General features: G+C 63.8%; 24 protein-coding genes and 1 tRNA gene. 12 read left to right on the forward strand and 13 right to left on the reverse strand.

From position 1 onward, the window contains the following. Nucleotides 1-6 precede the first annotated feature (6 nt). The gene (locus ACWGTO_RS09035) at nt 7-1,845 is read right to left on the reverse strand and encodes a M3 family oligoendopeptidase (RefSeq protein ID WP_454574518.1); all 1,839 of its coding nucleotides are present in this window, start codon (nt 1,843-1,845) and stop codon (nt 7-9) included. Between the two features lie 144 nt (nt 1,846-1,989). On the opposite strand from ACWGTO_RS09035, the gene ACWGTO_RS09040 reads away from it, so the two are divergent. From ACWGTO_RS09040 to ACWGTO_RS09050, 3 genes are all read left to right on the forward strand, one after another. Continuing rightward, complete coding sequence (locus ACWGTO_RS09040) at nt 1,990-3,525, forward strand: sigma-54-dependent transcriptional regulator (protein ID WP_454574519.1); 1,536 nt, start codon at nt 1,990-1,992, stop codon at nt 3,523-3,525. 390 nt (nt 3,526-3,915) lie between these two features. After that, on the forward strand, nt 3,916-5,742 hold the full coding sequence (locus tag ACWGTO_RS09045) for a DUF882 domain-containing protein (protein WP_454574677.1): 1,827 nt from the start codon (nt 3,916-3,918) through the stop codon (nt 5,740-5,742). Nucleotides 5,743-5,875: 133 nt separating this feature from the next. Then, a tRNA-Gln gene (locus ACWGTO_RS09050) sits at nt 5,876-5,949 on the forward strand. A 278-nt stretch (nt 5,950-6,227) separates the two neighbouring features. Here ACWGTO_RS09050 and ACWGTO_RS09055 read toward each other — a convergent pair. Further along, entirely contained in the window at nt 6,228-6,866 is a 639-nt protein-coding gene (locus ACWGTO_RS09055; protein WP_454574520.1) for a 2-dehydro-3-deoxy-phosphogluconate aldolase, read from the reverse strand. Nucleotides 6,867-7,042: 176 nt separating this feature from the next. On the opposite strand from ACWGTO_RS09055, the gene trhO reads away from it, so the two are divergent. Further along, nucleotides 7,043-7,969, forward strand: a complete 927-nt coding sequence (trhO, locus tag ACWGTO_RS09060; RefSeq protein ID WP_454574521.1) for an oxygen-dependent tRNA uridine(34) hydroxylase TrhO — start codon at nt 7,043-7,045, stop codon at nt 7,967-7,969. 25 nt (nt 7,970-7,994) lie between these two features. Here trhO and ACWGTO_RS09065 read toward each other — a convergent pair whose 3' ends face one another. Beyond that, on the reverse strand, nt 7,995-8,357 hold the full coding sequence (locus tag ACWGTO_RS09065) for a YybH family protein (protein WP_454574522.1): 363 nt from the start codon (nt 8,355-8,357) through the stop codon (nt 7,995-7,997). Between the two features lie 202 nt (nt 8,358-8,559). Between ACWGTO_RS09065 and ACWGTO_RS09070 the strand changes: the two genes are divergently transcribed. Together ACWGTO_RS09070 and ACWGTO_RS09075 are read left to right on the forward strand one after the other, a co-directional pair. Next, a complete protein-coding gene (locus ACWGTO_RS09070; protein ID WP_142866002.1) occupies nt 8,560-9,312 on the forward strand; it encodes a tellurite resistance TerB family protein in 753 nt (250 codons plus the stop codon). 272 nt (nt 9,313-9,584) lie between these two features. Continuing rightward, nucleotides 9,585-10,346 carry an SDR family oxidoreductase gene (locus tag ACWGTO_RS09075; RefSeq protein WP_454574523.1) on the forward strand — a complete coding sequence of 254 codons (762 nt, stop codon included), beginning with the start codon at nt 9,585-9,587 and terminating at the stop codon, nt 10,344-10,346. Between the two features lie 296 nt (nt 10,347-10,642). Here the strand turns inward: ACWGTO_RS09075 and ACWGTO_RS09080 are convergent, their stop codons facing one another. Further along, complete coding sequence (locus ACWGTO_RS09080; RefSeq protein ID WP_454574524.1) at nt 10,643-11,830, reverse strand: pyridoxal phosphate-dependent aminotransferase; 1,188 nt, start codon at nt 11,828-11,830, stop codon at nt 10,643-10,645. A gap of 83 nt (nt 11,831-11,913) precedes the next feature. Here ACWGTO_RS09080 and ACWGTO_RS09085 point away from each other — a divergent pair, with 83 nt between their 5' ends. Genes ACWGTO_RS09085 through denD form a run of 4 tightly spaced genes read left to right on the forward strand, consistent with a single transcriptional unit; the run spans nt 11,914 to nt 14,858 of the window. Then, a complete protein-coding gene (locus ACWGTO_RS09085) occupies nt 11,914-12,600 on the forward strand; it encodes a GNAT family N-acetyltransferase (protein WP_454574525.1) in 687 nt (228 codons plus the stop codon). A gap of 14 nt (nt 12,601-12,614) precedes the next feature. Continuing rightward, the gene (locus tag ACWGTO_RS09090) at nt 12,615-13,598 is read left to right on the forward strand and encodes a cation diffusion facilitator family transporter (RefSeq protein ID WP_454574526.1); all 984 of its coding nucleotides are present in this window, start codon (nt 12,615-12,617) and stop codon (nt 13,596-13,598) included. A gap of 58 nt (nt 13,599-13,656) precedes the next feature. Then, nucleotides 13,657-13,863: a hypothetical protein gene (locus tag ACWGTO_RS09095; RefSeq protein WP_454574678.1), complete on the forward strand. Its 207-nt coding sequence runs from the start codon at nt 13,657-13,659 to the stop codon at nt 13,861-13,863. Between the two features lie 11 nt (nt 13,864-13,874). Then, the gene (gene denD, locus ACWGTO_RS09100) at nt 13,875-14,858 is read left to right on the forward strand and encodes a D-erythronate dehydrogenase (protein WP_454574527.1); all 984 of its coding nucleotides are present in this window, start codon (nt 13,875-13,877) and stop codon (nt 14,856-14,858) included. 10 nt (nt 14,859-14,868) lie between these two features. Here denD and ACWGTO_RS09105 read toward each other — a convergent pair whose 3' ends face one another. The 4 genes from ACWGTO_RS09105 to ACWGTO_RS09120 form a co-directional block, all read right to left on the reverse strand. After that, the gene (locus ACWGTO_RS09105; protein WP_454574679.1) at nt 14,869-16,074 is read right to left on the reverse strand and encodes a nickel/cobalt transporter; all 1,206 of its coding nucleotides are present in this window, start codon (nt 16,072-16,074) and stop codon (nt 14,869-14,871) included. An 8-nt stretch (nt 16,075-16,082) separates the two neighbouring features. Further along, the gene (locus ACWGTO_RS09110) at nt 16,083-16,751 is read right to left on the reverse strand and encodes a DUF1007 family protein (protein ID WP_454574528.1); all 669 of its coding nucleotides are present in this window, start codon (nt 16,749-16,751) and stop codon (nt 16,083-16,085) included. 89 nt (nt 16,752-16,840) lie between these two features. Continuing rightward, nucleotides 16,841-17,740 carry a LysR family transcriptional regulator gene (locus ACWGTO_RS09115; protein WP_454574529.1) on the reverse strand — a complete coding sequence of 300 codons (900 nt, stop codon included), beginning with the start codon at nt 17,738-17,740 and terminating at the stop codon, nt 16,841-16,843. A 3-nt stretch (nt 17,741-17,743) separates the two neighbouring features. Then, on the reverse strand, nt 17,744-18,943 hold the full coding sequence (locus ACWGTO_RS09120) for an amidase (protein ID WP_454574530.1): 1,200 nt from the start codon (nt 18,941-18,943) through the stop codon (nt 17,744-17,746). 539 nt (nt 18,944-19,482) lie between these two features. Between ACWGTO_RS09120 and odc2 the strand changes: the two genes are divergently transcribed. Further along, nucleotides 19,483-20,616: an ornithine/lysine decarboxylase gene (odc2, locus tag ACWGTO_RS09125; RefSeq protein ID WP_454574531.1), complete on the forward strand. Its 1,134-nt coding sequence runs from the start codon at nt 19,483-19,485 to the stop codon at nt 20,614-20,616. 91 nt (nt 20,617-20,707) lie between these two features. Beyond that, nucleotides 20,708-21,277, forward strand: coding sequence for a GNAT family N-acetyltransferase (locus ACWGTO_RS09130; RefSeq protein ID WP_454574532.1), 570 nt, complete (start codon nt 20,708-20,710; stop codon nt 21,275-21,277). An 88-nt stretch (nt 21,278-21,365) separates the two neighbouring features. On the opposite strand, the gene ACWGTO_RS09135 is transcribed toward ACWGTO_RS09130, so the two are convergent. From ACWGTO_RS09135 to ACWGTO_RS09155, 5 genes are all read right to left on the reverse strand, one after another. Then, complete coding sequence (locus ACWGTO_RS09135) at nt 21,366-21,650, reverse strand: SCP2 sterol-binding domain-containing protein (RefSeq protein WP_454574533.1); 285 nt, start codon at nt 21,648-21,650, stop codon at nt 21,366-21,368. A gap of 198 nt (nt 21,651-21,848) precedes the next feature. After that, the gene (locus ACWGTO_RS09140) at nt 21,849-22,388 is read right to left on the reverse strand and encodes a hypothetical protein (RefSeq protein WP_454574534.1); all 540 of its coding nucleotides are present in this window, start codon (nt 22,386-22,388) and stop codon (nt 21,849-21,851) included. Nucleotides 22,389-22,419: 31 nt separating this feature from the next. Further along, nucleotides 22,420-22,836, reverse strand: a complete 417-nt coding sequence (locus ACWGTO_RS09145; protein WP_142865992.1) for a hypothetical protein — start codon at nt 22,834-22,836, stop codon at nt 22,420-22,422. 13 nt (nt 22,837-22,849) lie between these two features. After that, nucleotides 22,850-23,422 carry a rod-binding protein gene (locus ACWGTO_RS09150; protein WP_454574535.1) on the reverse strand — a complete coding sequence of 191 codons (573 nt, stop codon included), beginning with the start codon at nt 23,420-23,422 and terminating at the stop codon, nt 22,850-22,852. Between the two features lie 74 nt (nt 23,423-23,496). Beyond that, complete coding sequence (locus ACWGTO_RS09155; protein ID WP_454574536.1) at nt 23,497-23,880, reverse strand: hypothetical protein; 384 nt, start codon at nt 23,878-23,880, stop codon at nt 23,497-23,499. Nucleotide 23,881: the final 1 nt, after the last annotated feature.

Below are 23,881 nucleotides of genomic sequence, written 5' to 3' on the forward strand. Positions count from 1 at the left end.
CTAGCATCAACTGTCGAGCGCTTCCAACTCGTCGATCAGGCCGCCGATCACGCCAAGGCCGATCTGCCAGAAGGCGGGGTCGGTGGCATCGAGGCCGAAGGGAGCGAGGAGCTCGGAGTGATGCTTGGTGCCGCCGGCGCGCAGCATCTCGAAATACTTGTCTTGAAAGCCGTGCTCGGCATTCTGGTAGACCGCGTAGAGCGAGTTCACCAGGCAGTCGCCGAAGGCATAGGCGTAGACGTAAAAGGGCGAGTGGATGAAGTGCGGGATGTAGGTCCAGAAGACCTCGTAACCCTCGCGCAGCTTGATCGCCGGCCCCAGGCTTTCGGCCTGTACCTCGAGCCAGAACTGGCCGAGCTTGTCGGAGGTCAGTTCGCCGTTCTTGCGCTCGGCATGCACCTTGCGCTCGAACTCGTAAAAAGCGATCTGGCGCACGACCGTGTTGATCATGTCCTCGACCTTCTGGGCGAGCATGGCCTTGCGTTCGCGCTTGTCGGTGGTCTGGTCCAGCAGCGAACGGAAGGTCAGCATCTCGCCGAAGACGGAGGCCGTCTCGGCCAAAGTCAGCGGCGTCGAAGCCATCAGCGCGCCCTGGCCGCCGGCCAGCACCTGGTGCACGCCGTGGCCGAGCTCATGCGCCAGCGTCATCACATCGCGCGGCTTGCCCATGTAGTTGAGCAGCACATAAGGGTGCGCCGAAGGCACGGTCGGATGGGCGAAGGCGCCGGGCGACTTGCCGGGCCGCACCGGCGCGTCGATCCAGTTGCGATCGAAGAAAACACGAGCGATCTCCGCCATATCAGGGGAAAAGCGCTGATAGGCCGACAGCACCGTGTGCCTGGCGTCGTCCCAGCGGATCACCGCCTGCGGGGTCTCGGGCAAGGGCGCGTTGCGGTCCCAGTGGTTCATCACATCCATGCCGAGCCAGCGCGCCTTCATCGCATAGTAGCGGTGCGACAGGCGCGGATAGGCCTCGCGTACGGCCGACGCCAGCGCATCGACCACGCTGCGCTCGACCCGGTTGGCGAGATGGCGTGAATCGGCGATGTCCTCGAAGCCGCGCCAGCGGTCGGAAATCTCCTTGTCCTTGGCCAGCGTGTTGGTGATCAGGGTGAAGGTGCGCAGGCTTTTGCGGAAGGTGGTGGCCAGCGCCTCGGCGGCACGGCGGCGGACCTCGCCATCGGCGTCCTGCAGGCGGTTCAGCGCCGGCTCCAGCGTCAGCTCCTCGCCGTCTATGTCGAAGCGCAGATCGGTCATCGTCTCGTCGAACAGCCGGTTCCAGGCGCCGCGCCCGGTGATCGACTTTTCATGGAAAAGCTGCTCGACTCGGTCCTCGAGCTGGTATGGCTTGTCCATGCGCAGATCGAGCACCCAGGGCCGGTAGTGGGCAAAGCTGGCATCGGCGGCGAGGGCTGCTTCCAGCGCCTTGTCGTCGATCAGGTTCAGTTCCAGCGCGAAGAACAGAAGATGCGCGCTGGCGTCGGTCATCTTCTCCTGGATGTCGCCATAGAGCTTGGCGCGCTGCGGATCGGCGGTGTTGCCGGCATAGACCAGACCGGCATAGGAGACGATGCGGCCGATCAGTTCCTCCAGCGCCTCATAGGCTGCCAGCGCCTCACCCAGCTTGCCGGCGCTGCCGCGCCCAGCCTCCGCGGCTAGCGTGCCCTTCCAGCGGTTCTCGAAGGCGACGGCGTCGGCGGCCGCCTTGGCGATGTCGCGCTTCAGTTCAGGCGCCTCCATGCCGGAATAGAGATCGGCGAGGTTCCATTCCGGCAGGTCGCCGAGCTCCGCCGCGCCCTGACCGGACGCTGCCGCCGCAAGCTGCCGACCGAGAATCCTGCGCATCAACAATTACCTTCTGGGATCAAGGGGAAGGATAAGCCGATCAAATCCTAAGGAATTCATTCACCGGGTTTTTTGAAACCTTGTTTAGAACCCTGTGCCAGGATGATCCATGGGAATTTCCCGGGCGGACAACTCAAATCAGTCATGACAGGTTCCATTCTCATAGTCGATGACGATCCCGTGCAGCGCAGGTTGCTCGAGGCGGCGGTGACGAAATTCGGCCACAGCGCCATCGTCGCGGATGGCGGCGAGGCCGGCCTGGCGGCCCTCGACGGACCCAATGCGCGGGATGTGTCGGCGGTCATCCTCGACCTTGGCATGCCCGGCCTTGACGGCATCGGCGTGCTGAAGGCGATGCGCGAGCGCGGCATCACTGTTCCCGTCATCGTGCAGACCGCGCAGGGCGGCATCGAGACGGTGGTTTCGGCCATGCGCCATGGCGCTTTCGATTTCGTCGTCAAGCCGTCATCTCCCGACCGGCTGCAGACCGCGATCGGCAACGCGCTCAAGGTCGAGGCGGTCGAGGATGAGGTCAAGCGCACGTCGCGGCGGCGCGGCGGCCACCTGACCTTCAAGGACATGATCACGCACAGTCCTGCGATGGACCGGGTTATCCGCCTTGGCCAGAAGGCGGCGGCCTCCAACATCCCGATCCTGATCGAGGGCGAATCGGGCGTCGGCAAGGAACTGGTGGCGCGCGCCATCCAGGGCACCGGGGATCGTCGCTCAAAACCCTTCGTCACCGTCAATTGCGGCGCCATTCCCGACAATCTGGTCGAATCGATCCTGTTCGGCCACGAGAAGGGCTCGTTCACCGGCGCCACCGACAAACACACCGGCAAGTTCGTCGAGGCGCATTCGGGCACTCTGTTCCTGGATGAAATCGGCGACCTGCCGCTCGACGTACAGGTGAAGCTTTTGCGCGCCGTACAGGACGGCGAGGTCGATCCGGTTGGCGGCCGTGCCACGGTGAGGGTCGATATCAGGCTGATCTCGGCCACGCACCGCAACCTTCTGCAACAGGTCAAGGACGGCAAGTTCCGTGAGGATCTGTTCTACAGGCTCAACGTCTACCCGATCGTCGTGCCGCCGCTGCGCGACCGGCGCGACGACATCCCCTATCTGGTCAAGCATTTCATGGACAAGGTGGCGCCTGCGGGCAATCGCCTGCACGGCATTTCGGACGCCGCACTGGCCATGCTGCAGGCTTATGACTGGCCGGGAAACATCAGGCAGCTGGAAAACGCCGTGTTCCGGGCTTCGGTGCTTGCCGAAGGCGATGTGCTGACGCTGGACGAATTCCCGCAGATCCGGGCGCAGGTCGATGGCACGATCAACCTCGATGCAGACGCGTCCCTGTCGGACCCCGGCATGGCGTGGAGCGAACCGCATGGCGATAGCGCGCTGACTGATGACGTCGGACCTGTCGCTGCCGAGCTAGACCCTCCCGCCAGGTTGCAGCCGCGTTTCGGCACGCTGAGGGCGCTGGACGAGCGCGGCAATGTGCGCGCGCTGGCCGATGTCGAGCTCGAAATGATCAAGCTGGCCATCGACCACTATAACGGCCAGATGAGCGAGGTTGCCCGGCGTCTCGGCATCGGCCGCTCGACGCTCTACCGCAAGCTCAAGGAGTACGGCATCGACCCGGAAACCGGCCGCCTCGACCGCCTTGCCTCCTGAAAACAGTATTCCACAGCTTGCCGGCGTAAGGCCGGGACCAGCTTGCCAGCCAATATTCCGCACTGCATAAGGGGTTGGGGCGGGAATATGGCTGGTGCGAACAGCGCTGTTCACGCATTAAGGCCAATGGTAACAGATCGTGTAGCGGTAAAAGGCTGAATCTTGATCTAAACCAGCAGTTTACCAAGAAATCCTGTGTATTATTTTTGACGGGATATCGCCACGGTGTTACCGCATTTCGGCTTCAATAAGCGATGATTAACCATTAGGATCGATATTCGGATGTGAGAACCATGCATCCGTTTGGACAAATCCGGGGACAAACGGCAGCCTGCAAGGCCTTTTGATTTGAACAAAGTCGAACGACACAGAAACGGGCGGCACTATCACATTGGCGTCTGGCCGAGATGGCTGGCAGCGGTGATTGTTGCGTTCGGTTTCCTTGCCGCAACTGCTGCCGGCGCCAGCGCCGAAACGCGCTCGCTCAAGCTCTATCACCTGCACACGCACGAAAAGGCCGAGATCGTCTACAAGCGCAATGGTCGCTACGATCCGGAAGGCCTCAGGAAGATCAACATCATCCTGCGCGACTGGCGTCGCAACGAACCGACGAAGATGGATCCGCGCCTGCTCGACCTGGTGTGGGAAGCCTACCGGCAGGCCGGCGCCACCGACTACATCCAGGTCGTCTGCGGCTATCGCTCGCCGGCGACCAACTCGATGCTGCGCAGCCGCAGCCGAGGCGTCGCCAAGGAAAGCCAGCATATGCTGGGCAAGGCGATGGACTTCTACATTCCGGGCGTGCCGCTGAAGAAGCTGCGCAACATCGGCCTCAAGATGCAGGGCGGCGGCGTCGGCTATTATCCGTCGTCCGGTTCGCCCTTCGTCCACATGGATGTCGGCAATGTGCGCCATTGGCCCGGCATCAGCCGCCAGGAACTGGTCAGCCTGTTTCCCAATGGCAAGACGCTGCATGTGCCCAGCGACGGCAAGCCGCTGCCGGGCTATGAGCAGGCGATGGCAGCCTACAAGGCGCGCAAGGGCGCCGGTTCCCCGGCCATCATGATGGCCAGCGCCGGCGGCAGCACCAAGAAATCCGGTGGCTTCCTGTCCGCTTTCTTTGGCGGTGGCGGCGAAGACGAAGCCGACGACAGCGCCGATGTCGCGACCGCCGCGCCGTCGCCGAGAAGCGTGAAGCCGGTCCTGGCTGCCAGGAGCAACAACAACAACGACAGCAACCTGCCCGGCATCGCGATCGTGTCGCCGCAGAATGCCAAGCGCGCCAATATTCCGCAGCTTGCCGACGACAGCGCGGACGATTCGGAGCCGCAGCAGGATACGCCGGAGACGATCATCGCGGCGCTGCCGGCCAAGGAAGTTCCGCTGCCCGATTTTGCACCGCGGCCGAAAGCCGATGTCGGTGCGCAGCAGCCTGAGACGGTGCCGTTCGGCATGGCAGATGCCACCACCGAACAGACGGTGGTAACAGCGCAGGCGCCGGCCAATGTGCCGTTCGGCATGGCCGATGTGAGCGGCGCCGACCAGGGAGCTGCCGCTCCGGCGCAGGTTGCGGTCAACGTCCCGTTGCCGACCTGGCGTCCCGACCGCTCTACGCCGCCGGCTGAGCTTGCGCCGCAGGACAAGAGCGTGCTGCTGGCGCTGGCCGATTCGGCTGCCCACAAGCAGACTGCAACGGATGCCTTCTCGGTGCTGCCGTCGCAGCGTCCGGATGAGGTCAAGGCCGTTCTCGAACAGGCCAGCGCCACCGATGCCGCCGGTGTTACCGACGACTATCAGGTTGCCTCGCTCGAGCCGCGCTCGGCTTTCAACGACCCGTCAGGTGTCGATGCCGCATCGCCGCGCGACGCCATTGCTGCCCGCCCGGCCGGTTCCGATCCGGCTTCGGCGATTGGCGCCGGTGTAAAGACGACGCGCAAGGAAGCGAGAGCCTCGGCCCGCGACCTGAAGCCAGGACCGAAGGCCGTTGTCGTCGCGGCCGAACCGCAGGCGGCGCGCTGGGCGCTGAGCAGCGGCGACAACATCGCCACCGTTTCCAGCCCGACGACTGCGCCGCGCTATGCCTACAACATCGTGCATACGCCGCCGAGCGAGGTCTATACCGCAGGCTTCCAGGCGGACAACCAGATGGCCGGCGCCAACCGCTTCACCGGCAATGCCGTAAAATTCCTTTCGGTCGCCCGCTTCCAGACAAAGTAACGGCCTCGACCGGACAGATATCGAAACCGCGCGGGCTACCTGCGCGGCTTTTGCTTTTCAGGGCCGCCGACTTAATCGATACATCCTTGGGACTGGCTTCCAGTGTCCCGGAATGCTAACCACCAGCGTGCATTCCCGCTTCGTCTAATGGTAGGACAGCGCCCTTTGAAGGCGTGAATCGTGGTTCGAGCCCATGAGCGGGAACCAACTCTAGATCCAAGACTTCTCGACAGCTATGCCACGCCCATCCCGGGTGATCACGCGCGGCTGAACTTCTCGACAAGAAGCACTGCCGAACCAAGTGGGTCACGACCTGGCGGCACGGTCTGCAACTGACGGCATTTTCGGAAGCAGCAGATCCGGTCGGCGCAAGCCGGCCGGTTTTTGTGCCGAGAGCAATTCCAGGAAAAGTGTGAAACGGTTTTCCCGGGAAAAGCGCGGAGGCGCTTTCCCTTGGGAATTGCGCAAAGGCAAAGTAGCGGAGGTTACTTTCCGAGCTTGCTCGCGGCCCGTGCGAGTGCCTCGATCTCGTCCCATTTGCCGGCCTTGACCAGCTCGTCCGGCGCCACCCAGGAGCCACCGACACAGACAACGTTGGGCAGGCTGAGATAGTCAGCGGCGTTCTTGGCCGAGATGCCGCCGGTCGGGCAGAATTTCACATCGGCCAGCGGCGAGGCGAACGCCTTCAGCGAAGCGACGCCGCCCGATTGTTCGGCCGGAAAGAATTTCAGGAAACGCAGGCCGGCCTCGCGGGCGGCCATGATTTCGCCCGGCGTGATGGCGCCCGGCAGCAAGGGAACGTCGCTGTCCTTGGCCGCCGCTAGCAGCTCGCGCGTGATCCCGGGGCTGACGATGAATTTCGAGCCGGCGGCGGCGGCCTCGTCGAACTGCTTGGCATCGAGAATGGTGCCGGCGCCGACTATGGCGCCCTCGACCTCGCCGGCGACGCGGCGGATCGCTTCCAGGGCATCGGCGGTCCTCAGCGTGATCTCGATCGCCGGCAGGCCGCCAGCGGCGAGCGCCCGGGCGAGCGGCACGGCGTCCGCGACATTGGCGATCTTCAGCACCGGGATGACCGGCTGGCCGTTGAGCAGCGACAGGAGCTTTTCGGTCTTGCTGGGCATTGGCTTGTCTCTCCGGGGATGATTTCAACCGATTAGCAGAAGGCAGATTCCGAGTCCACGAAAGCCGGCCTGCCGCGTTGTCACATCTGTCGGCCCACGAGCCACTCAGCGAATGCCGACAAGGCTTTGTCGGCTTTGCCTTGAATCCGCTTTGACCACGGTTTAGTGGCTTGGCGATGACCAACCATGAACCTGTGCGCGTCGCCGCGCTCTACAAATTTGCAGCGTTGGGCGACTTCGACACGTTGCGGACCTTGCGGACGCCGCTCGCCGCCTTCTGCTGCGGGCGCGGCATCAAGGGCACGCTGCTTCTGGCGCAGGAAGGCATCAACGGCACGGTCGCCGGCAGCGAGACCGATATTGCCGATCTGATCGCTTATCTGGAGTCCATCGAGGGTCTCGTCGGCCTTGAGGTCAAATACAGCACCGCCGCCGAAATGCCGTTCCATCGCATGAAGGTGCGGTTGAAGCGCGAGATCGTCACCATGGGCGTCGAAGACCTCGATCCGGCGACGGGCGCAGGCACCTATGTCGAGCCGGCCGACTGGAACGCGCTGATCTCGGATCCCGGCACCATCGTGATCGACACGCGCAATGCCTACGAGGTGTCGATCGGCACTTTTGAGCGCGCCGTCGATCCACAGACATCGAGCTTTCGCGAATTCCCGGCCTGGGTGGAAAAGCATCGCGACGCGCTCGATGGCCGCAAGGTGGCGATGTTCTGCACCGGCGGCATACGCTGCGAAAAGGCGACGGCCTATGTGAAGTCGCTCGGCTTCGAGGACGTCTTCCACCTCAAGGGCGGCATTCTCAGATATCTCGAAGAGGTGCCGGCCGAAGACAGCCTGTGGCAAGGCGAGTGCTTCGTGTTCGACGAACGTGTCTCGGTCTCGCATGGGCTGACAGAGGGCGAAGCCGAACTCTGCCGCGCCTGCCGGCATCCGCTGACGCCCGAGGACCGGCTGTCGCCGCACTATGCCACCGGCGTGTCATGCCCGCATTGCTTCGAGGCCCGCTCGGAAGAGGATCGTGCCCGCTACGCCGAGCGTCAGCGCCAGGTCGAACTGGCGCAGGCGCAGGGCAGGGGACATATCGGAAGCTAGCTCGGTATCGCTGAGCTGGCTTGGGTCACCAGGCGACGGAATAGCGGTCGATCACCCATAGCCACGTGCCATCGGCCTGCCGGCGCGCAACCTCTGAGGTCACCGTGCCGTCGGGAAGCCGGGTCGAGGTCAGTGCCAGGGCGCCGTTGATGGCCGCCGGTCGCTGCTCGCCACGTTGGAATTTGCGACCGGTCGCGGCAAATGCTTCGAACAAAGCTCGAATGGCGTCATGGCCGCGCGTCAATTCCGCCTCGCCGGTGTCGATGACGGCATCGGCTTCGAACAGCGCCACCATGCCGTCAACGTCGCCCACCCACTGCCGGTCAATCAGCAGGCGCTCGAGATCCTGCGGATTCCGCGCCGGCTGGCGTTCTGTCTCGTCGGTCACGGCAAAGCTCCTCCCTCGTCACGAAGGGCGTGACACTAGCGCAAGCCGCTACCCATTTCGACACATCGCGATCCAGTTTCGAAACGCCGCATCGCTGGCAAAGCGCCCGTCCGTCATTGTAATGTCAACAAGCGGGACCTACGTCTGCAACGTCCAAAACCTGCTCGTTCCTATTGGGCACGAGCCCTTTTCTGGAGGCACCATGTTCGACCCCAAGAAGCTTCTCGACGACCTGCTCGGCTCGCAAGTCCCCGGCACCACCGGCACCGTCCGCGACAAGGCAGGACAGGCCGTGCAGATGGCCAAGGACAATCCGCTGGCCGCCGGTGCGCTGGCCGCGGTGTTGCTTGGGACGGGAACGGGACGCCAGGTGACGGGCACCGCCATCAAGCTCGGCGGGTTGGCCGCGATCGGCGGTCTCGCTTACAAGGCCTACCAGAACTACAAGGCTGGCAATGCCCCCGAGCAGGCGCCAGCGGCCGGGACGTCAGGGGCAGGCGGGCCGGAATTGCTGCCGCCGCCCGCCGACACCGCCTTTCATCCTTCGCAGGCGCCGCAGGGCGAGGACGAGTTCACGCTGACCCTGGTGCGGGCGATGATTTCGGCGGCCAAGGCCGACGGCCATGTCGACGACGAGGAGCGCGAAAAGATCGCCGGCAAGCTCAAGCTCGCCGGCATCGGTTCCGATGCCGAAAAATTCCTGCTGGCCGAGCTGGACAGCCCGCTCGACCTCGACACGCTGGTCGCCGGCGCCAAGACCGATGAGCAGAGGCTCGAGCTCTATACGGCGTCGCGGTTGGCCATCGATCCCGATACGCGCGCCGAACGCGGCTATCTCGACCTGCTCGCCGGCCGGCTTGGCCTGCCGGATGCACTGGTCGACCATGTCGAGGCGACGGTATCGGCGGCCAAGGTGCCGGCCCCGGCAGGGACCGCGCCGAACCCGCGCTGGTAGACAGCGCGGCCGCGCGGCCGAGGCAGAGCCGCCGGGCCGGAAAAATGCGTTAACGTCTCGTTTACCGAGGAAGCGCATGATTCTAACAGTCGGATCGGCTTATCCTCCTCCCAAGCCCGGTTCAGATCGGGGCGGTCGCCAATGACCGCCCTTTTTGTTCAGCCGATCATCGAGTGTTCGGCTTGCCATGGTCCCCGTCATTTGCGATGGCTCGGTGTATTCGGATGCATCCCGATCTGTGCCGGGGATGCGCGGTGCGCTGGAGCAAAATCATGACTGCCCTCACAGAGAAAACCGCCATCGTCACCGGCGCCGGCACCGGCATCGGCAAGAGCGTCGCCACCGCGCTGCTCAAGGCGGGCTGGAACACCGTGTTCTGCGGCCGCCGCAAACAGGTGCTCGACGCTGCAATCGCCGAAGCCGGCAAGACCGACGCCAAGGCATTGGCGGTTGCCTGCGACATCAGCAAGCCTGGTGAAGTCGACGATCTGTTCGAGACGGTGGCGGCGGCATTCGGGCGCGTCGACCTGCTCTTCAACAACGCCGGCATGAGCTACAAGTCGACGCCGATCGACGAGATCCCGGTCGAGGTCTGGAACGACATTGTCGGCGTCAATCTCACGGGATCGTTCCTGTGCGCCCGCGCCGCTTTCGGCGCCATGCGCAGACAGAAGCCGATGGGCGGCCGCATCATCAACAACGGTTCGGTGTCGGCCTATGCACCGCGGCCGGGCTCCGTGCCCTACACGGCGACCAAGCATGCCATCACCGGGCTGACCAAGACGCTGGCGCTCGACGGCCGGCCCTATGACATCGCCTGTGGCCAGATCGACATCGGCAACGCGCTGACCGACATGGCGCAAGCGATGACGGTCGGCGTGCCGCAGGCCAACGGCTCGATCGCCGCCGAAGCGGTGATGGACGTTCAGCGCGTCGCCGACGCCGTCGTCCACATGGCCAGCCTGCCGCTCGACGCCAATGTGCTGTTCATGACGGTGATGGCGACGAAGATGCCGTTTGTCGGTAGAGGGTAGTTTCGCCGGCACAGGGTGAGCGCTGCATCTGAAGCTGCCTTTTTCGAGCCTTAACCGCTGAGTGAGCGAAGCTTTCCTATGTCCGTTCGCGGCGGTTGCCAGGTAGTTCCCCCACTCCGTCGCCGCTTCGCGGCGCCACCTCTCCCCCCTCCGGAGGGAGAGGAAGGGAGCCTGCCTTAACAGATTTGCGCCCTTCCTCTACCCCGTCGATCGGGGGAGAGGTGGCTCGGCGAAGCCGAGACGGAGTGGGGGTCGACCCTTGGGCGCTGAATGAGCGGTGTTGGGCGGTCGGCAGCCTACTTCTTCTTCAAAAATGCCTCGATCCGCTCCAGCGCGCGCAAGATGTTCTCCTCGGAATTGGCGTAGGAGAGCCTGATATAGCCTTCACCGAGTATGCCGAAATCGGGGCCGCCGATCAGCGCGACACCGGCATCCTCGAGCAGCGCCGAGGCAAGTTTCTTGGCTTTCCAGCCGGTCTTCGAAACATTGGGAAAGGCATAGAAGGCGCCCTTCGGCGTGATGCAGGAGACGCCGGGCAGGGCGTTCAGCCCCTCGACCACGATCTTTCTGCGGTTGTCGAAGGCGCGCATCATCCTGTCGACATCGTCCTGCGGCCCATCGATGGCGGCGACGCCGGCGAACTGGCTGGGGGCGTTGACACAGGACCAGCAATTGACGGCCAGCTTGCGCACCTTGTCGTAGAGGTGGGCGCCCTTGTCGCCATTCGGCCAGATCGACCAGCCCATGCGCCAGCCCGTCATCGCCCAGGTCTTCGACCAGCCATTGAGCACGATCAGCCGGTCGCGGATTTCGGGGAAATTGAGCAGCGAAAAATGCGTCTCACCGTCATAGGTCATGACGTCGTAGATCTCGTCCGACAGAACCGCGACATGCGGGTGCTTCTCCAGTCCCTTGACCAGCTTCTCGATCTCGGCGCGCGGGGTCACGCCGCCGGTCGGGTTGGCCGGCGAGTTGAGGATCAGCAGCCTGGTCTTCGATGTGATCAGCGCCAGCGTCTCCTCAGCCGAGAAGGCAAAGCCGTTCTCCTCGCGGATCGGCACCGGAATGGGGGCCGCGCCGGTGAATTCGATCATCGAGCGGTAGATCGGAAATCCTGGATCGGGATAGAGAATTTCGGCACCCGGTTCGCCGAACATCAGGATGGCCGCGAACATGGTCGGCTTGCCGCCGGGCAGGATCATCACATTCTCGGCCGAGACCTCGACGCCGGTCGTGGTCAGCGTGCGCCGCACCACCGCCTCGCGGGTCGCCAGAAGGCCGTTGGCCGGAGTATAGCCATGGTGGCCGTCACGCAGCGCCTTGATCGCCGCCTCGACGATGTGCTGCGGGGTTTTGAAGTCGGGCTGGCCGATGCCGAGATTTACGATGTCGCGGCCCTGTTGCGCCAGCGCCGTCGCCCTCGCGAGCACCGCAAAGGCGTTTTCCTCGCCGAGACGGTCGAAGGCCGAAATCGTGTGGAGCATTTTTCCCGTCCGTGTGGTTCTTGCTGTGGGGTTGCGTTTTTGTGAGCCTCGGCTCGCAAAAGTCAAACGGATTGGAGTTGTTGGTGTCGGAAAATCTCAAAGACTGGCAAGCGCGCCCGCGACCCGAGCGCAAGCCGATTGACGGTCGCTATGTCCGGCTCGAACCGCTGAGCGCCGAAAAGCATGGCGACGGCCTCTACGAAGCGTCATCCGTGCCCGACATCGACGGCCGCTTTGCCTGGCTGCCCGATTATCCGCCGCAAACCCGTGCCGATTTCCAGCCATGGCTGGACAAGGTCGAGGCGAGCGAGGATCCGCTGTTCTTCATCGTCATCGACAAGGCCAGCGGCAAGGTTGCCGGGCGGCAGACGCTGATGCGCATCGATCCGGCCTATGGCGTCATCGAGATCGGCAACATCTATTGGGGGCCGCTGATCTCGCGCAAGCCGGCGGCAACCGAAGCGCAGTTCCTGTTCATGAAGTACATTTTCGACGGGCTCGGCTATCGCCGCTACGAGTGGAAATGCAACAACCGCAACGAACCCTCGAAGCGCGCGGCGGAACGGTTCGGCTTCAAGTTCGAGGGGATTTTCCGCCAGCATCTTGTGGTCAAGGGCGAAAACCGCGATACCGCATGGTACTCGATCATCGACAAGGAATGGCCGTCCTTGCGCAAAGCCTATGAGGCATGGCTCGATCCGGCCAATTTCGATGGCGAGGGCCGACAGAAGCGGCGGCTCGAGGATTTCCGCGCCGAGTTCGGGGCGTAACAGGAGTTTTTCCGATGGCGCACAGCCATGACCACGGTTCGCATGCTGGCCACAGCCACGGTGCCGGTCATGTGCATGGCTCGACCGACAAGAAACGCGTGCTGATCGCAGCCCGCCTGACCGCGGGCTTCATGGTTGCCGAAGTGCTGGGCGGCCTGCTGACGGGATCGCTGGCGCTGCTGGCTGACGCCGGCCACATGCTCGCAGATTCGATCGCGCTCGGCCTTGCCTGGTATGCCTTCCATCTGGGCGGACGACCGGCGACGGTGCGCCTCACCTATGGCTTCGGCCGGGTCAAGACGCTGGTCGCCTACACCAACGGCATCGCCATCTTCGCCATCGCGCTGTGGATCGTCTACGAGGCCTGGGGCCGCCTGATGACGCCGGCACCGGTGCTTGGCGGGCCGATGCTGGTGGTGGCGATCGCCGGCCTTCTGGTCAACATCGCGTCGTTCTTCGTGCTGCATGGCGGCGACCGCGACAGCCTCAACATGCGCGGCGCCATCTTGCATGTGCTGGGCGACTTGCTCGGCTCGGCGGCAGCGATCGTCGCAGCGGTGGTCATCCTGGCGACCGGCTGGACGCCGATTGATCCGATCCTGTCGGTGCTTGTCTCGGTGCTGATCCTGTCCACCGCCTGGTCGCTGATGCGCGAAGCCGCCCATGTGCTGCTCGAAGGCGTGCCGGCAAGCCTCGACCGCGACCTGATCGCCAAGGACATTGCCGGCACCGTCAAGGGGGTGCGCGAGGTGCACCACATGCATGTCTGGTCGCTGGATGGCTCCAGCAACATGGCGACGCTGCATGCCTGCCTCAACGATGGCGTCGATCCGCATCAGGCGGTCAGCGCCATCAAGAAGCGGCTCGCCGCCGAACACGGCATCAGCCACGCCACCGTCGAGCCGGAATTCGGCCAGTGCGCCGACAGCCATGACGAGCACGACCAGGATCATGGCCACGACCATGGTGCGCCACCGCATCACGGCCATTATCACTGACAGGGAAGTTCATGGCATTGGCATCCAGGTTGACGAGCTCCTGCAACGGCGAGACGGCGTGATGGATCGCGACACGCGAAACGCGCTGATTGCCGCAGCCTGGATCATGCTGCTGTTCGGCATCGCGGCGTTCTATCTGCCGACGGTGATGCTGGCTCTCGGCAACGTCTCGACCGTACTTGCAGGCATCGTCGGCATCGGCTTCGTGCTGGCATTCTTTCTGGTGTTCTGGCTGCGCGGGCGCAGCCAGAACAAAGGCAAATAAGAGGCTTTGAAATGCGCATCCTGATTACTGGCGCGGCCGGCATGGTCGGCCGCAAGCTTGTCGCCCGGCTGGCCAAGGACGGCACGCTCAACGGCCGCAAGATCACGGCGCTCGACCTGCACGACATCGTGCCGCCGCAAGCGCCGGCGATGGAGGGTGTGAGCATCGCTACGCATACCGGCGACCTTGCCGAGGCAGGCGCTGCCGACAGCCTCGTCGCCTCACGACCCGATGTGATGTACCATCTCGCCGGCATCGTGTCGGGCGAGGCGGAAGCCAATTTCGATCTCGGCTACCGCGTCAACCTCGACGGCACCAGGGCGCTGTTCGACGCGGTCCGGCTGGCGGGCTTCGCGCCGCGCCTCGTCTTCACCTCGTCGATCGCGGTGTTCGGCGCGCCGTTCCCGGATGTCATCCCGGACGATTTTCACCCCACGCCGCTGACCTCCTACGGGACGCAGAAGCAGATGAGCGAGGCGTTGCTGGCCGACTATTCCAGGCGCGGCTTCTTCGACGGCATCGGCGTCCGCCTGCCGACCATCTGCGTGCGGCCCGGCAAGCCGAACAAGGCGGCCTCCGGTTTCTTCTCCGGCATCATCCGCGAGCCGCTCGCCGGCCAGGAGGCGATCCTGCCGGTGCCGCGTTCGGTGCTGCACACCCATGCCAGCCCGCGCTCGGCGGTGAATTTCCTGATCCATGCCGCCGGGATCGACGGCGCCGCCGTGGGCCCGCGCCGCAACCTCACCATGCCCGGTGTCGCCGTCACCGTCGGCGAGCAGATCGAGGCGCTGGAACGCATTGCCGGAGCCGAGGTGGTGAAGCTGATCCGCGAAGAGCCGGACGAGACCATCTGGGCGATCGTCAAGGGCTGGCCGACGCGTTTCGAGGCTAGGCGGTCAAGAGACCTCGGCTTCAGAGCCGAGAAGAGCTTTGACGAAATCATCCGTGCGCATATCGAGGATGAACTTGATGGGAAGATTGTGGGTCAGGCCTGACCCACAATCATTATACGCTGCCGGTCAGGCTCGCCGACAGCAACAGCAGTCCGAACAGGAAGACGAAGGCGGCGCCGCCGATCTCGACGAGGGTGTGGATGCGGTTGCCCATGCGGCCGTCCCCGGCGAAATAGACCGCCCAGTTCTTGGCTGTGACCGCGATCGTCGCCAGCGCCGAGACGGTGATGGCGGTGCCGAGCGACATTGCCAGCACTGAGAGCAGGCCGCCGACCCACAGGCCATTGAGCAGCGCGAAGCTGAGCACAATCAGCGCGCCGGAGCAGGGGCGGATGCCGACGGCGGCCACTGCCGACCATGCAGTGCGCCAGTCGAAGCGGTCGCCGGACAGCAGCGCCGGATCGGGCGCATGCGAATGGCCGCACGTATCGCAGACCTCGCCCGCCGCGTGATCATGATGAGCATGGTCGTGATGCGCATGACCGTGATGGGAATGATCATGGTGGGAATGATCGTGTCCGGCATGATCATGGGCGCTGTGGTCGTGAGAATGATCATGCGCGGCATGATCGTGATGAGCGTGAAGCGAATGCGAATGAGCATGGGCAGAATGGCTATGGGCGGCATGCGAGTGGCCGGTGTGAGAATGACCATGCGAATGGCCGGCGTGAGCGGCCGACAGGCTATACGCGGGCGCCTTACCGAACCAGCGCAGGACCGTTGGCCCGAGCTTGCGCCACAGCAGCCAGGCGCCGAACAGAGTGACGAAGACATAGCTCATGATCTCCATGAACCAGGCCGCGTCGGTCATCGAAATGGCGGTGCCGCGCAGGACGAAATAGGCAAGCAGCATCACCACGATTGCGGTCAGGCCCTGCAGCAGCGCCGAGACGAAGGACAACAGGATGCCGCGCCTGAGCGCCACTTCGTTGGCCACCATGTAGGAGGATATCACCGCCTTGCCGTGGCCGGGGCCGGCGGCGTGGAAAATGCCGTAGGCGAAGGACAGGCCGATCAGCAGCCACATCTTGCTGCCGTCCTCGCGCATCGCCTTCATCGCCGTTGCCAGCGCGCGGTAAAATTCCTGCTGGCGCAGATTGATCCACATCAGCATGTGGGCGAACGGTCCGGTGGTGGGCGCCATGCCGTCATTGACGCCGATGCCGAGCGAACTCTGGGCGTGAGCGACGCCGAGAAAGTGCGTCATCACCAGGGCAGCGGCGACGAGGCCGAATGCCAAACGCAGGGACGGTTTCATCACCGGATCTATCCTTCTGGCGGGCAGTTCAGTTCGAGCTTGGTGGCGAAGATCTTGCTCATGTCGGTGCCTGTCGGATCGTTGAAGAAAGCTTCCGTCAGGGTCTTCTGGTTTTCCTTGATCGCCTCGTCCGGGTCGGGCCGGATGACGCTTTTGGTGCAGTTCGAAGGCAGGCCTTCGACGGTGATGTTGGAATCCTCGGTGAAATCGATCGCCGTGTAGAAGGTCGGATCGTAGACACCGAAATCGATCTTGCCGGCGAGCTTGATCGGCACCTTCGGTTCGGATTCGAACAGGATGATCAACTGGTCATTGTCGAAATTGGCCATCAGGTGCGGTGGCGGCGTCATCGGCACGTCCTTGCCGTCGACGGTGACAAGCTGGAAATAGTTGAACTCGGCCAGCGAGGCATGGACGGTGTCGGCAACATCCTTCAGCTCCTTGTCGTCAAGCTTCAGGTCGGAGTTCTTGTCGAACTCCATCATCACCGTACTCGAAAACAAATCGTCGAAGCGCCAGAGATGGCGCAGCGCTTTCACACTTTGGTGATCCGGCGAGAGGATCACGTCGAGGCGGGCCTCGGCGAAGACGTGAGGATGTGCCGCAGCCGCCCCGACGGCGGCAAAAGGCGCCGCCAAGGCCGAAGCCAGCATAATTGCGTGCTGTTTCAGGTGCATTCTCGGTCGCTGTTCCATCGGCCTCGGAGAGATTTCGAGAGGTTACCAGAAAGCGGGCGAAATTGGGACCGCGACATGGTTGAAGCGGGTCAGGCGCCCTCGCGGTTCTTGAACCATTGCACCAGGAAATCGACGAAAACACGGACCTTGGCCGGCAGATAGCGGCGGTGCGGATAGACGGCGAAAATGCCGCTGCCCGACTGGATGCGGTCGTCGAGCATAGAAACCAGGTGGCCTGTTTCGAGGTCGGGAGCGGCGATGAAATCAGGCAGCATGGCGAAGCCCAGGCCGGACACGGCGGCGGCACGCGCGGCCATCGGACTGTTAACCTCGATCGGGCCCGACACATTGACGCTGATGGACTCCTCGCCATCGCCCTTGAAGCGCCAGTTGGCCAGCGAGCGGCCGTTGGTGTCGACGATGCAGGGCATGTTGGCGAGGTCCTGCGGGCGCGTCGGCTTGCCGTGCTTGGCGATCAGCTCCGGCGATGCGCACAGCCTAACCGAAAATGGGCCCAGGCGCCGGGCGATCAGCGATGAGTTCTCCAGCCGCGAGATACGCACGGCAAGATCGAACCCCTCCTCGACCAGATCGACAAAACGGTCGTCGAGTTGGATGTCGAGCACGATGTCGGGATGCTGCTTGGCGAAGTCGATCAGCGACTGGCCGATCGGCGCATCGGCGAAGGTGCGCGCTGCCGACAGCTTGATCCGGCCGCGTACGTCGCCGGAGGATTCGCGCACGGCGTCGGCCAGGCTGTCGACCTCGCGCACGATTTCCGAAGCGCGACTGTAATAGGTATGGCCGGCCTCGGTCATCGAGAATTGCCGCGTGGTGCGGTTGAGCAGCAGCGCGCCGAGCTCGTCCTCGAGTTCGCGCACATATTTCGACAGCAGCGCCTTGGAACGGCCGATCTTGCGCGCGGCGGCCGAAAAACCCTCGGCCTCGACGACGTCGATGAAGGCGCGCATGCGGGTCAGTGTGTCCATGGATCAGGCCTTTCGTGCGGTATCGAGAAGCCGCCGGCCGAGCCGTATCAGGGCAATGTCGCTGCCGGGAGGGCCGAGAAGCGAGAGGCCGAAAGGGGCGCCGTCAACCGAGCCCAGCGGCAGTGTGATTTGTGGAAAGCCTGAAAGACCCGAAAGGCACAGAAGATGCAAGGCCCTTTCGCGGTAGGCCTGGAGTTGCTCAGGCGAGCTTTTGACCAGAGGGGCGGGGCCTGGAACCGTGGGCAGGACCAGAAACCCGTCCTGGCCGAGCAGGGCGGCGAGCTCGGACCGGAAGGTCAGGCGGCGCACCGCCTCGGCCTGTGCCGTCTTTGCGTCGATCGTCCGGCCAAAGCCGAAGCGCTCCTCGACGCCCGGTCCGAGATCACGCTCGCCGGATATGATCCAGGCGCCATGTTGCTGCCAGGCTTCGGCGGCCTGCAGGCGGCGAAAGCACCAGTAGAGCTCGTCCGGGAAGGAAGCAAAGACGTACTCCACTGGCTTTGGCTCGCCGACGACAGTGGCCGCCAGCGCCCTCATCCTGGCATACTCGGCGGCCTCGGCCGGACCGGCGACGAAGGCGTCCAGCCAGCGTATGGACAGCGGCCGGTTGAGCGGATGCTGGTGCGGATCGCGGCCGAGCAGCAATTTGCCGATCGTCTCATAGGTTTCGATGTCGTCGGCGAACCAGCCGAACGTGTCGAAGCTCGGCGCCAGCTTCATCGCGCCGTCCAGCGAAATGCGGCCATGCGTGGTACGCAGTCCGATCAGCCCGCAAAAGCTCGCCGGCGCCCGGATCGAGCCGCCGGTGTCGGAGCCGGTGGCGATGTCGGCGAGCTTGCCTGCCACCGCCGCCGCCGACCCGGAGGACGAGCCGCCAGTGACGCGATCGGGCGCCGCCGGGTTCACCGGAAACGGAAAATGCGCGTTCTGGCCCATCAGCGAGAAAGCAAGCTCATCAGTTTGCGTTTTGCCGATGAAGCGCGCGCCGGCGTCGAGAATCATCTGCACGGCAGGTGCCGTGCTGGAGGCTGCTTGCGCCTTGTTAAACTTCACCAGATTGCCGCAACCGGTGCGATAGCCGGCGACGTCGTAAATGTCTTTCACGGCCAGCCTGAGCCCGGCCAGGGGACCCAGTTCCGCATTGGCGACCGGCATGCGACGCAGATCGAGAAAGGCGTTGAGCGGGCCGTGCGTGCCTGGCATCGTTCGATATCCGGATACAGTTCGCGCAGCATTGTTCGATGCCAGAAATTTTACAACCTGGGATACGATTTTTATTGATTGTGAAATCTTTCGATCTTATATCGCGCTTGCCCAAAGTCGCACGTGCCTGTGGGTGTCCGCCGATCCTCGAATGGTGAGGGAAATCGGTAAGGTAACTGGAGCTAACCCCTCCAGTCGGTCTAGCGGCCAACCGCCAGCCCGAGGACACCTTGAAGCAACGACGGTGCGGGCCTTTCTGGTTCTCTTCCGGTTGTCCAAAGACCGGGGTTACTAAAGAGGCACACCTTCATTGCCGGCAGTGCGGACGGGTCTCCCATCCAAGCCAAGGCAGACAAAGCGAACCGAGGCCGGGCAAGGCCAAGGTTCATCGCCGCGAGACGGCGTTTCATGGTTCCGGGGTCTCCACCGGCTGGTTCCATGAATTCGACGTCCCGCCTTTGTTTGACCGCGTGTTCGCGAGGCCGATAGCCCGCGTCCGCACCCTTGTGCGCGCCGAAAGGCGCGATGGAGAGACCCCGATGGCCACCCAGCGCATCCTTGACTTCCTCGCCACCCGACGTCCGTCCGGCCCCTGCCTCGTCGTCGACCTCGATGTCGTGCGCGACAATTTCCGCGCCTTCGAAAAAGCGCTGCCCGATTCCAAGATCTACTATGCGGTGAAAGCAAACCCGGCGCCGGAGATCCTGCGCCTCCTTGCTGCGATGGGCTCGTCCTTCGACACCGCTTCCGTTGCCGAAGTCGAGATGGCGATGGACGCCGGTGCGCCGGCGGACCGCATCTCCTTCGGCAACACCATCAAGAAGGAGCGTGACATTGCACGCGCCTACCAGCTCGGCATCCGGCTGTTCGCGGTCGATTGCGTCGAGGAAGTCGACAAGATCGCCCGCGTCGCTCCCGGCGCCCGCGTGTTCTGCCGCGTGCTGACCGACGGCGAAGGCGCCGAATGGCCGCTGTCGCGCAAGTTCGGTTGCGTGCCGGCGATGGCGGTCGACGTGCTGCGCCATGCCAAGGCGCTCGGCCTCGACGCCTATGGCGTGTCGTTCCATGTCGGCTCGCAGCAGACCGACCTGACGGCGTGGGACCGTGCGCTGGCCGACGCCAAGAAGGTGTTCGCCACGCTCGCCGACGAAGGCATCGTCTTGAAGATGGTCAATATGGGCGGCGGTTTCCCGACGCGCTACCTGCGTGACGTGCCGGTGGCCCAGGCCTATGGCCAGGCGATCTTCTCGGCGCTGCGCAAGCATTTCGGCAATGCCATTCCGGAGACCATCATCGAGCCGGGCCGCGGCATGGTCGGCAATGCCGGCGTCATCAAGTCGGAAGTCGTGCTGATCTCCAAGAAGGCCGACAACGACAATGTGCGCTGGGTGTTCCTCGACATCGGCAAGTTCGGCGGCCTGGCCGAGACGATGGACGAGGCGATCCGCTACCCGCTCGTCACTCGTCACGACGGTTCGGAGACCGCACCTTGCGTGCTCGCCGGCCCGACCTGCGATTCGGCCGACGTGATGTACGAAAAGACGCCGTACCCGCTGCCCTTGTCGCTGACCATCGGCGACGAGGTGCTGATCGAAGGCACCGGCGCCTACACGACCACCTATTCGGCGGTCGCGTTCAACGGCTTCGAGCCTCTCCGATCCTACGTGATCTGACGGCTTCGGCCTTCAGATTCTCCCCAGGCGGGCGTTTGCGTCCGCCCGGGTTCGCCTGTGGAACAAGCTCCGCTCTTGAAGGATCGCGGAAATGAAAATGCCAGTTGAATTCGTGGACCCCTTGCCGGTCCTTGCCATCGTCGCCGAAACCCCTGCCGATGTCGCGGCGCGTGAAGCGTTGCTCGACCGCGCCATGGGGCCGAAGCGGCGCAAGAAGTCGTCGGAGAAGCTGCGGCGCGGCCGCCGGCCTTCCGAAGGCCTCGCCTTTGTCGTGCGCGACGCGGCCGGTGCGGTGACCGGCACCGTGCGGTTGTGGGATGTGCGTCTGGGCGAGGGCGGTCCGGCAGCGCTTCTGCTCGGCCCGCTCGCCGTCGATCCGGCGCTGAAGAACGCCGGCATCGGCTCGGCGCTGATGCGTCATGCGCTGGCCGAAGCCGCGCGTCTTGGCCATGCCGCGATCCTGCTGGTCGGCGATGCGCCCTACTATGGTCGCTTCGGCTTTTCGGCTGACAAGACCGGTTCGCTCGCGATGCCCGGCCCGTATGAGCGGCATCGTCTGCTGGCGCTGGAGCTGGTCGAGGGGGCGCTCGACGGTGCGCATGGCACGATCAAGGCTGCCGGTCGCAAGCTCAAGGCGCTGCCGCTGACCTTCGCGGCGTAAAGCCGTCGGCTTTCCGCCGCTCAACAAGCCTCGGGTCGACAAAAGCAAAACGCCGCCTGATGGGCGGCGTATTGCTTTTGCGACGGGATTAGCCGAGCAGCTGGCTGAGCGCCATGGCGACCGTCATGTCGCCTTCGACCTTTATCTTGCCGGACATGAACGCCATGGTCGGGTTGAGGTCGCCGGCGATCAACGAATCCAGATCGTCGAGCGAGAGCTTGACGGTGCAGTCGGTTGGTGCGTCGGTGGTCGAGACGGTTGCGCCGTCGATGACGATGACGCCGTCGCTGCCGGTATCGAACTTGACCGAATGTTCGAACCCGGCGCTCGCCACGCGCGACTTCATCTTCTCGGCAATCTCCTGAACGCTCATGACTGTTCTCCTCGTCTCGTTGCGTTTTGCCGCGCGTCAGTGACCGGCCTCTGCCGAAGTCGCTGTCTCGCGCGTGCCGCGATCCTGGGTCGCTCGGCGCATATAGCTTCGAGTTGACGTAAACGTCAACGCAATGGCGATGCGTCATCTCGTTTCAGCCGGAAGGATTGAGGCAGAGAAATCAGCCCAGCGACGGGGTCAGTGTTCCGCGGCCGGTTCAGCCTGCGCCGATTCCGCAGGGGCAGGTTCGGTCGTCGTGGCCGGATCCTTGCGACGGCGCATGGCGTTGTCGCGGATCTCATCCTTGGTCAGGAAGTTGACCTGGTCGATCAGCACTTCATGCACCAGGTCGGCGCCGACGCGGGCGTTGACGGTGTCGCGTATGGCTTTGCGGAAGGCGTCGAGATCGATGGTTTCCTTCTTGGTGAAGTCGATCTGCGGGTTGGAATAGAGATAGGAATAGACCTGATCGGTCATCAGCGCTTCGGCCGGGATCGACATCTTCTTTATCTCGGCCGGCTCGACCGTGTAGACGAGCTTGGTGAGGAAATAGCCGTCGATCTTGGAATTGCGGATCAACGGCACGGAGATGATGTCGGTCTTGACGTAGTCGAGACCGCCCAGCATAGGCTTCGGCGTTTCGCCGACGCCGCGCTCACCGGCCGCCTGGAACGAATAGAACACCGCGCCCAGCGTGGCGGCACAGATCCAGATCGCGGCGGCGATGAATTTGATCACCGGCTTTTCCCGCCAAGTCTTCTTGCGAACATCAGCTCGCCCATCCGAATTCGCCGGCCGAATAGGTGCCGTCGGCTTCGGCGCGCTGGATGGCGTTCTTCAGGAGCGTCGCGACCTCGTTGACCGCGTTGAGGTGCGCGAGGATCGCCGCTTCGTTCTTCGCCAGCTTCTGGCGCAGCCGCGCCAGGCTGTCGCGATGCTGCTCCAGGAATTCGATCTCGTTGGCGCCCTTCATGGCGCGGGTCAGCTCATAGAGGTAGCGGCTCTTGCGGGCATTCGAGGCCTTTAGGTCATAGCTGGTGTCGTTCTTCAGTCCCGCCGTCTCTTCCTCGACCGCCTCCTCGATGCGGCCGATGATGGCGGCAAGGTTGCCCGGTCGGGCAAAGGGGATCGGCGCCTCGGAAGTCCGCGCCGGCAGGTTGGAAGAGAATTTTGAAAAATCGGCCATTGAAAATCCTGGTCTAGATCTTGATGTCGGTTTTGATGGTCGTCTCGTCGCCGGTCATCGACCGTGCGGCCTTGCGCTGCAATTCCTCGACCAGCGAGGTGGAGAGCCTTGTCTGCTGGTCGATCTCGGTCTTGTGCGGCCCGGTTGACACCGGGCCGATCGGCACGGTGCGCTTGCCGTCCTTGTAGTGGTCGGCCAGCAGCGACTTGGCGATGCCGATGCCGCCGCGCTCGGCCATGACGTCGGCGACGCGCTCGGCCAGCTGCGATTTCCACATATCGCCGGCCAGCCCCTTGCCGTAGACCCCTTCGGTGTCCTTGGGCAGCATGTTCTGGATGAAGGTCTGCAGGACCATCGCCTCGAACTTCTTGAATTTCCCAGCAGGATCGGAGTTCGCGGCAGCCTTGTCGGACGAAGCGCGCGACAGGATCGCACCTGCATCGACCGAAGCCGCCATATCGACGGAGAAAGCGCCGCCGACGCCGTTGGCCCGCTTGGTGAGCGCCGCGCGCGCTGCCTCGATATCCGTCGGGTCGACGGCTCTGCTGACATCGAGAACGATGTCGCTGGGTGGAGAAATCGCCAAGAAAGTCCGCCTCTTTGCCGGGTTTCCTGAGCGACCATGCCGCAACAAGCTTGTGGCAGGCTTGCGGCTGAGGGCTAATCGCCGTTCCGCTTCTGGGCGATGAGATCAAGCCGGTCGCGGTCGGAGCGTTCGCGTTCGTCGCGGCTTCGCACATCCTTGTAGGCACGCTCGACCATGTTGGTGCGCGCGGTCGCGGTGGCGATTAGGCCGACCTCCTGCCTGGCGCTTTCGAGGCTCGCTTCCTGCCGCACCAGAGCGTTGGCGATGCGGCGATGGTAAAGGTCCGGAAACAGGACCGCCATCGACTGGTCGGCATCGAAATGCTGGACAAGTTCCTTTGCCTCGGTCTCGGCTGATACCGCCGCCGCCAGGAAAGTCGCGTGGCGGGTTTCGTGCAGGGCCTTCAGCTGCTCCTGCACCTTGACCAGTTTCTTCAGCCGTTCCTTGCGCGTGCTCATC

Source organism: Mesorhizobium sp. PL10, from assembly GCF_053714315.1.

What these genes read in the sequence shown, in the direction of transcription:
- ACWGTO_RS09035 (WP_454574518.1), bottom strand. Translation starts at nt 1,845, where the DNA reads ATGCGCAGGATTCTCGGTCGGCAGCTTGCGGCGGCAGCGTCCGGTCAG.
- ACWGTO_RS09040 (WP_454574519.1), top strand. Translation starts at nt 1,990, where the DNA reads ATGACAGGTTCCATTCTCATAGTCGATGACGATCCCGTGCAGCGCAGG.
- ACWGTO_RS09055 (WP_454574520.1), bottom strand. Translation starts at nt 6,866, where the DNA reads ATGCCCAGCAAGACCGAAAAGCTCCTGTCGCTGCTCAACGGCCAGCCG.
- trhO (WP_454574521.1), top strand. Translation starts at nt 7,043, where the DNA reads ATGACCAACCATGAACCTGTGCGCGTCGCCGCGCTCTACAAATTTGCA.
- ACWGTO_RS09070 (WP_142866002.1), top strand. Translation starts at nt 8,560, where the DNA reads ATGTTCGACCCCAAGAAGCTTCTCGACGACCTGCTCGGCTCGCAAGTC.
- ACWGTO_RS09075 (WP_454574523.1), top strand. Translation starts at nt 9,585, where the DNA reads ATGACTGCCCTCACAGAGAAAACCGCCATCGTCACCGGCGCCGGCACC.
- ACWGTO_RS09080 (WP_454574524.1), bottom strand. Translation starts at nt 11,830, where the DNA reads ATGCTCCACACGATTTCGGCCTTCGACCGTCTCGGCGAGGAAAACGCC.
- ACWGTO_RS09090 (WP_454574526.1), top strand. Translation starts at nt 12,615, where the DNA reads ATGGCGCACAGCCATGACCACGGTTCGCATGCTGGCCACAGCCACGGT.
- denD (WP_454574527.1), top strand. Translation starts at nt 13,875, where the DNA reads ATGCGCATCCTGATTACTGGCGCGGCCGGCATGGTCGGCCGCAAGCTT.
- ACWGTO_RS09105 (WP_454574679.1), bottom strand. Translation starts at nt 16,074, where the DNA reads ATGAAACCGTCCCTGCGTTTGGCATTCGGCCTCGTCGCCGCTGCCCTG.
- ACWGTO_RS09110 (WP_454574528.1), bottom strand. Translation starts at nt 16,751, where the DNA reads ATGCACCTGAAACAGCACGCAATTATGCTGGCTTCGGCCTTGGCGGCG.
- ACWGTO_RS09115 (WP_454574529.1), bottom strand. Translation starts at nt 17,740, where the DNA reads ATGGACACACTGACCCGCATGCGCGCCTTCATCGACGTCGTCGAGGCC.
- ACWGTO_RS09120 (WP_454574530.1), bottom strand. Translation starts at nt 18,943, where the DNA reads ATGCCAGGCACGCACGGCCCGCTCAACGCCTTTCTCGATCTGCGTCGC.
- odc2 (WP_454574531.1), top strand. Translation starts at nt 19,483, where the DNA reads ATGGCCACCCAGCGCATCCTTGACTTCCTCGCCACCCGACGTCCGTCC.
- ACWGTO_RS09130 (WP_454574532.1), top strand. Translation starts at nt 20,708, where the DNA reads ATGAAAATGCCAGTTGAATTCGTGGACCCCTTGCCGGTCCTTGCCATC.
- ACWGTO_RS09135 (WP_454574533.1), bottom strand. Translation starts at nt 21,650, where the DNA reads ATGAGCGTTCAGGAGATTGCCGAGAAGATGAAGTCGCGCGTGGCGAGC.
- ACWGTO_RS09145 (WP_142865992.1), bottom strand. Translation starts at nt 22,836, where the DNA reads ATGGCCGATTTTTCAAAATTCTCTTCCAACCTGCCGGCGCGGACTTCC.
- ACWGTO_RS09155 (WP_454574536.1), bottom strand. Translation starts at nt 23,880, where the DNA reads ATGAGCACGCGCAAGGAACGGCTGAAGAAACTGGTCAAGGTGCAGGAG.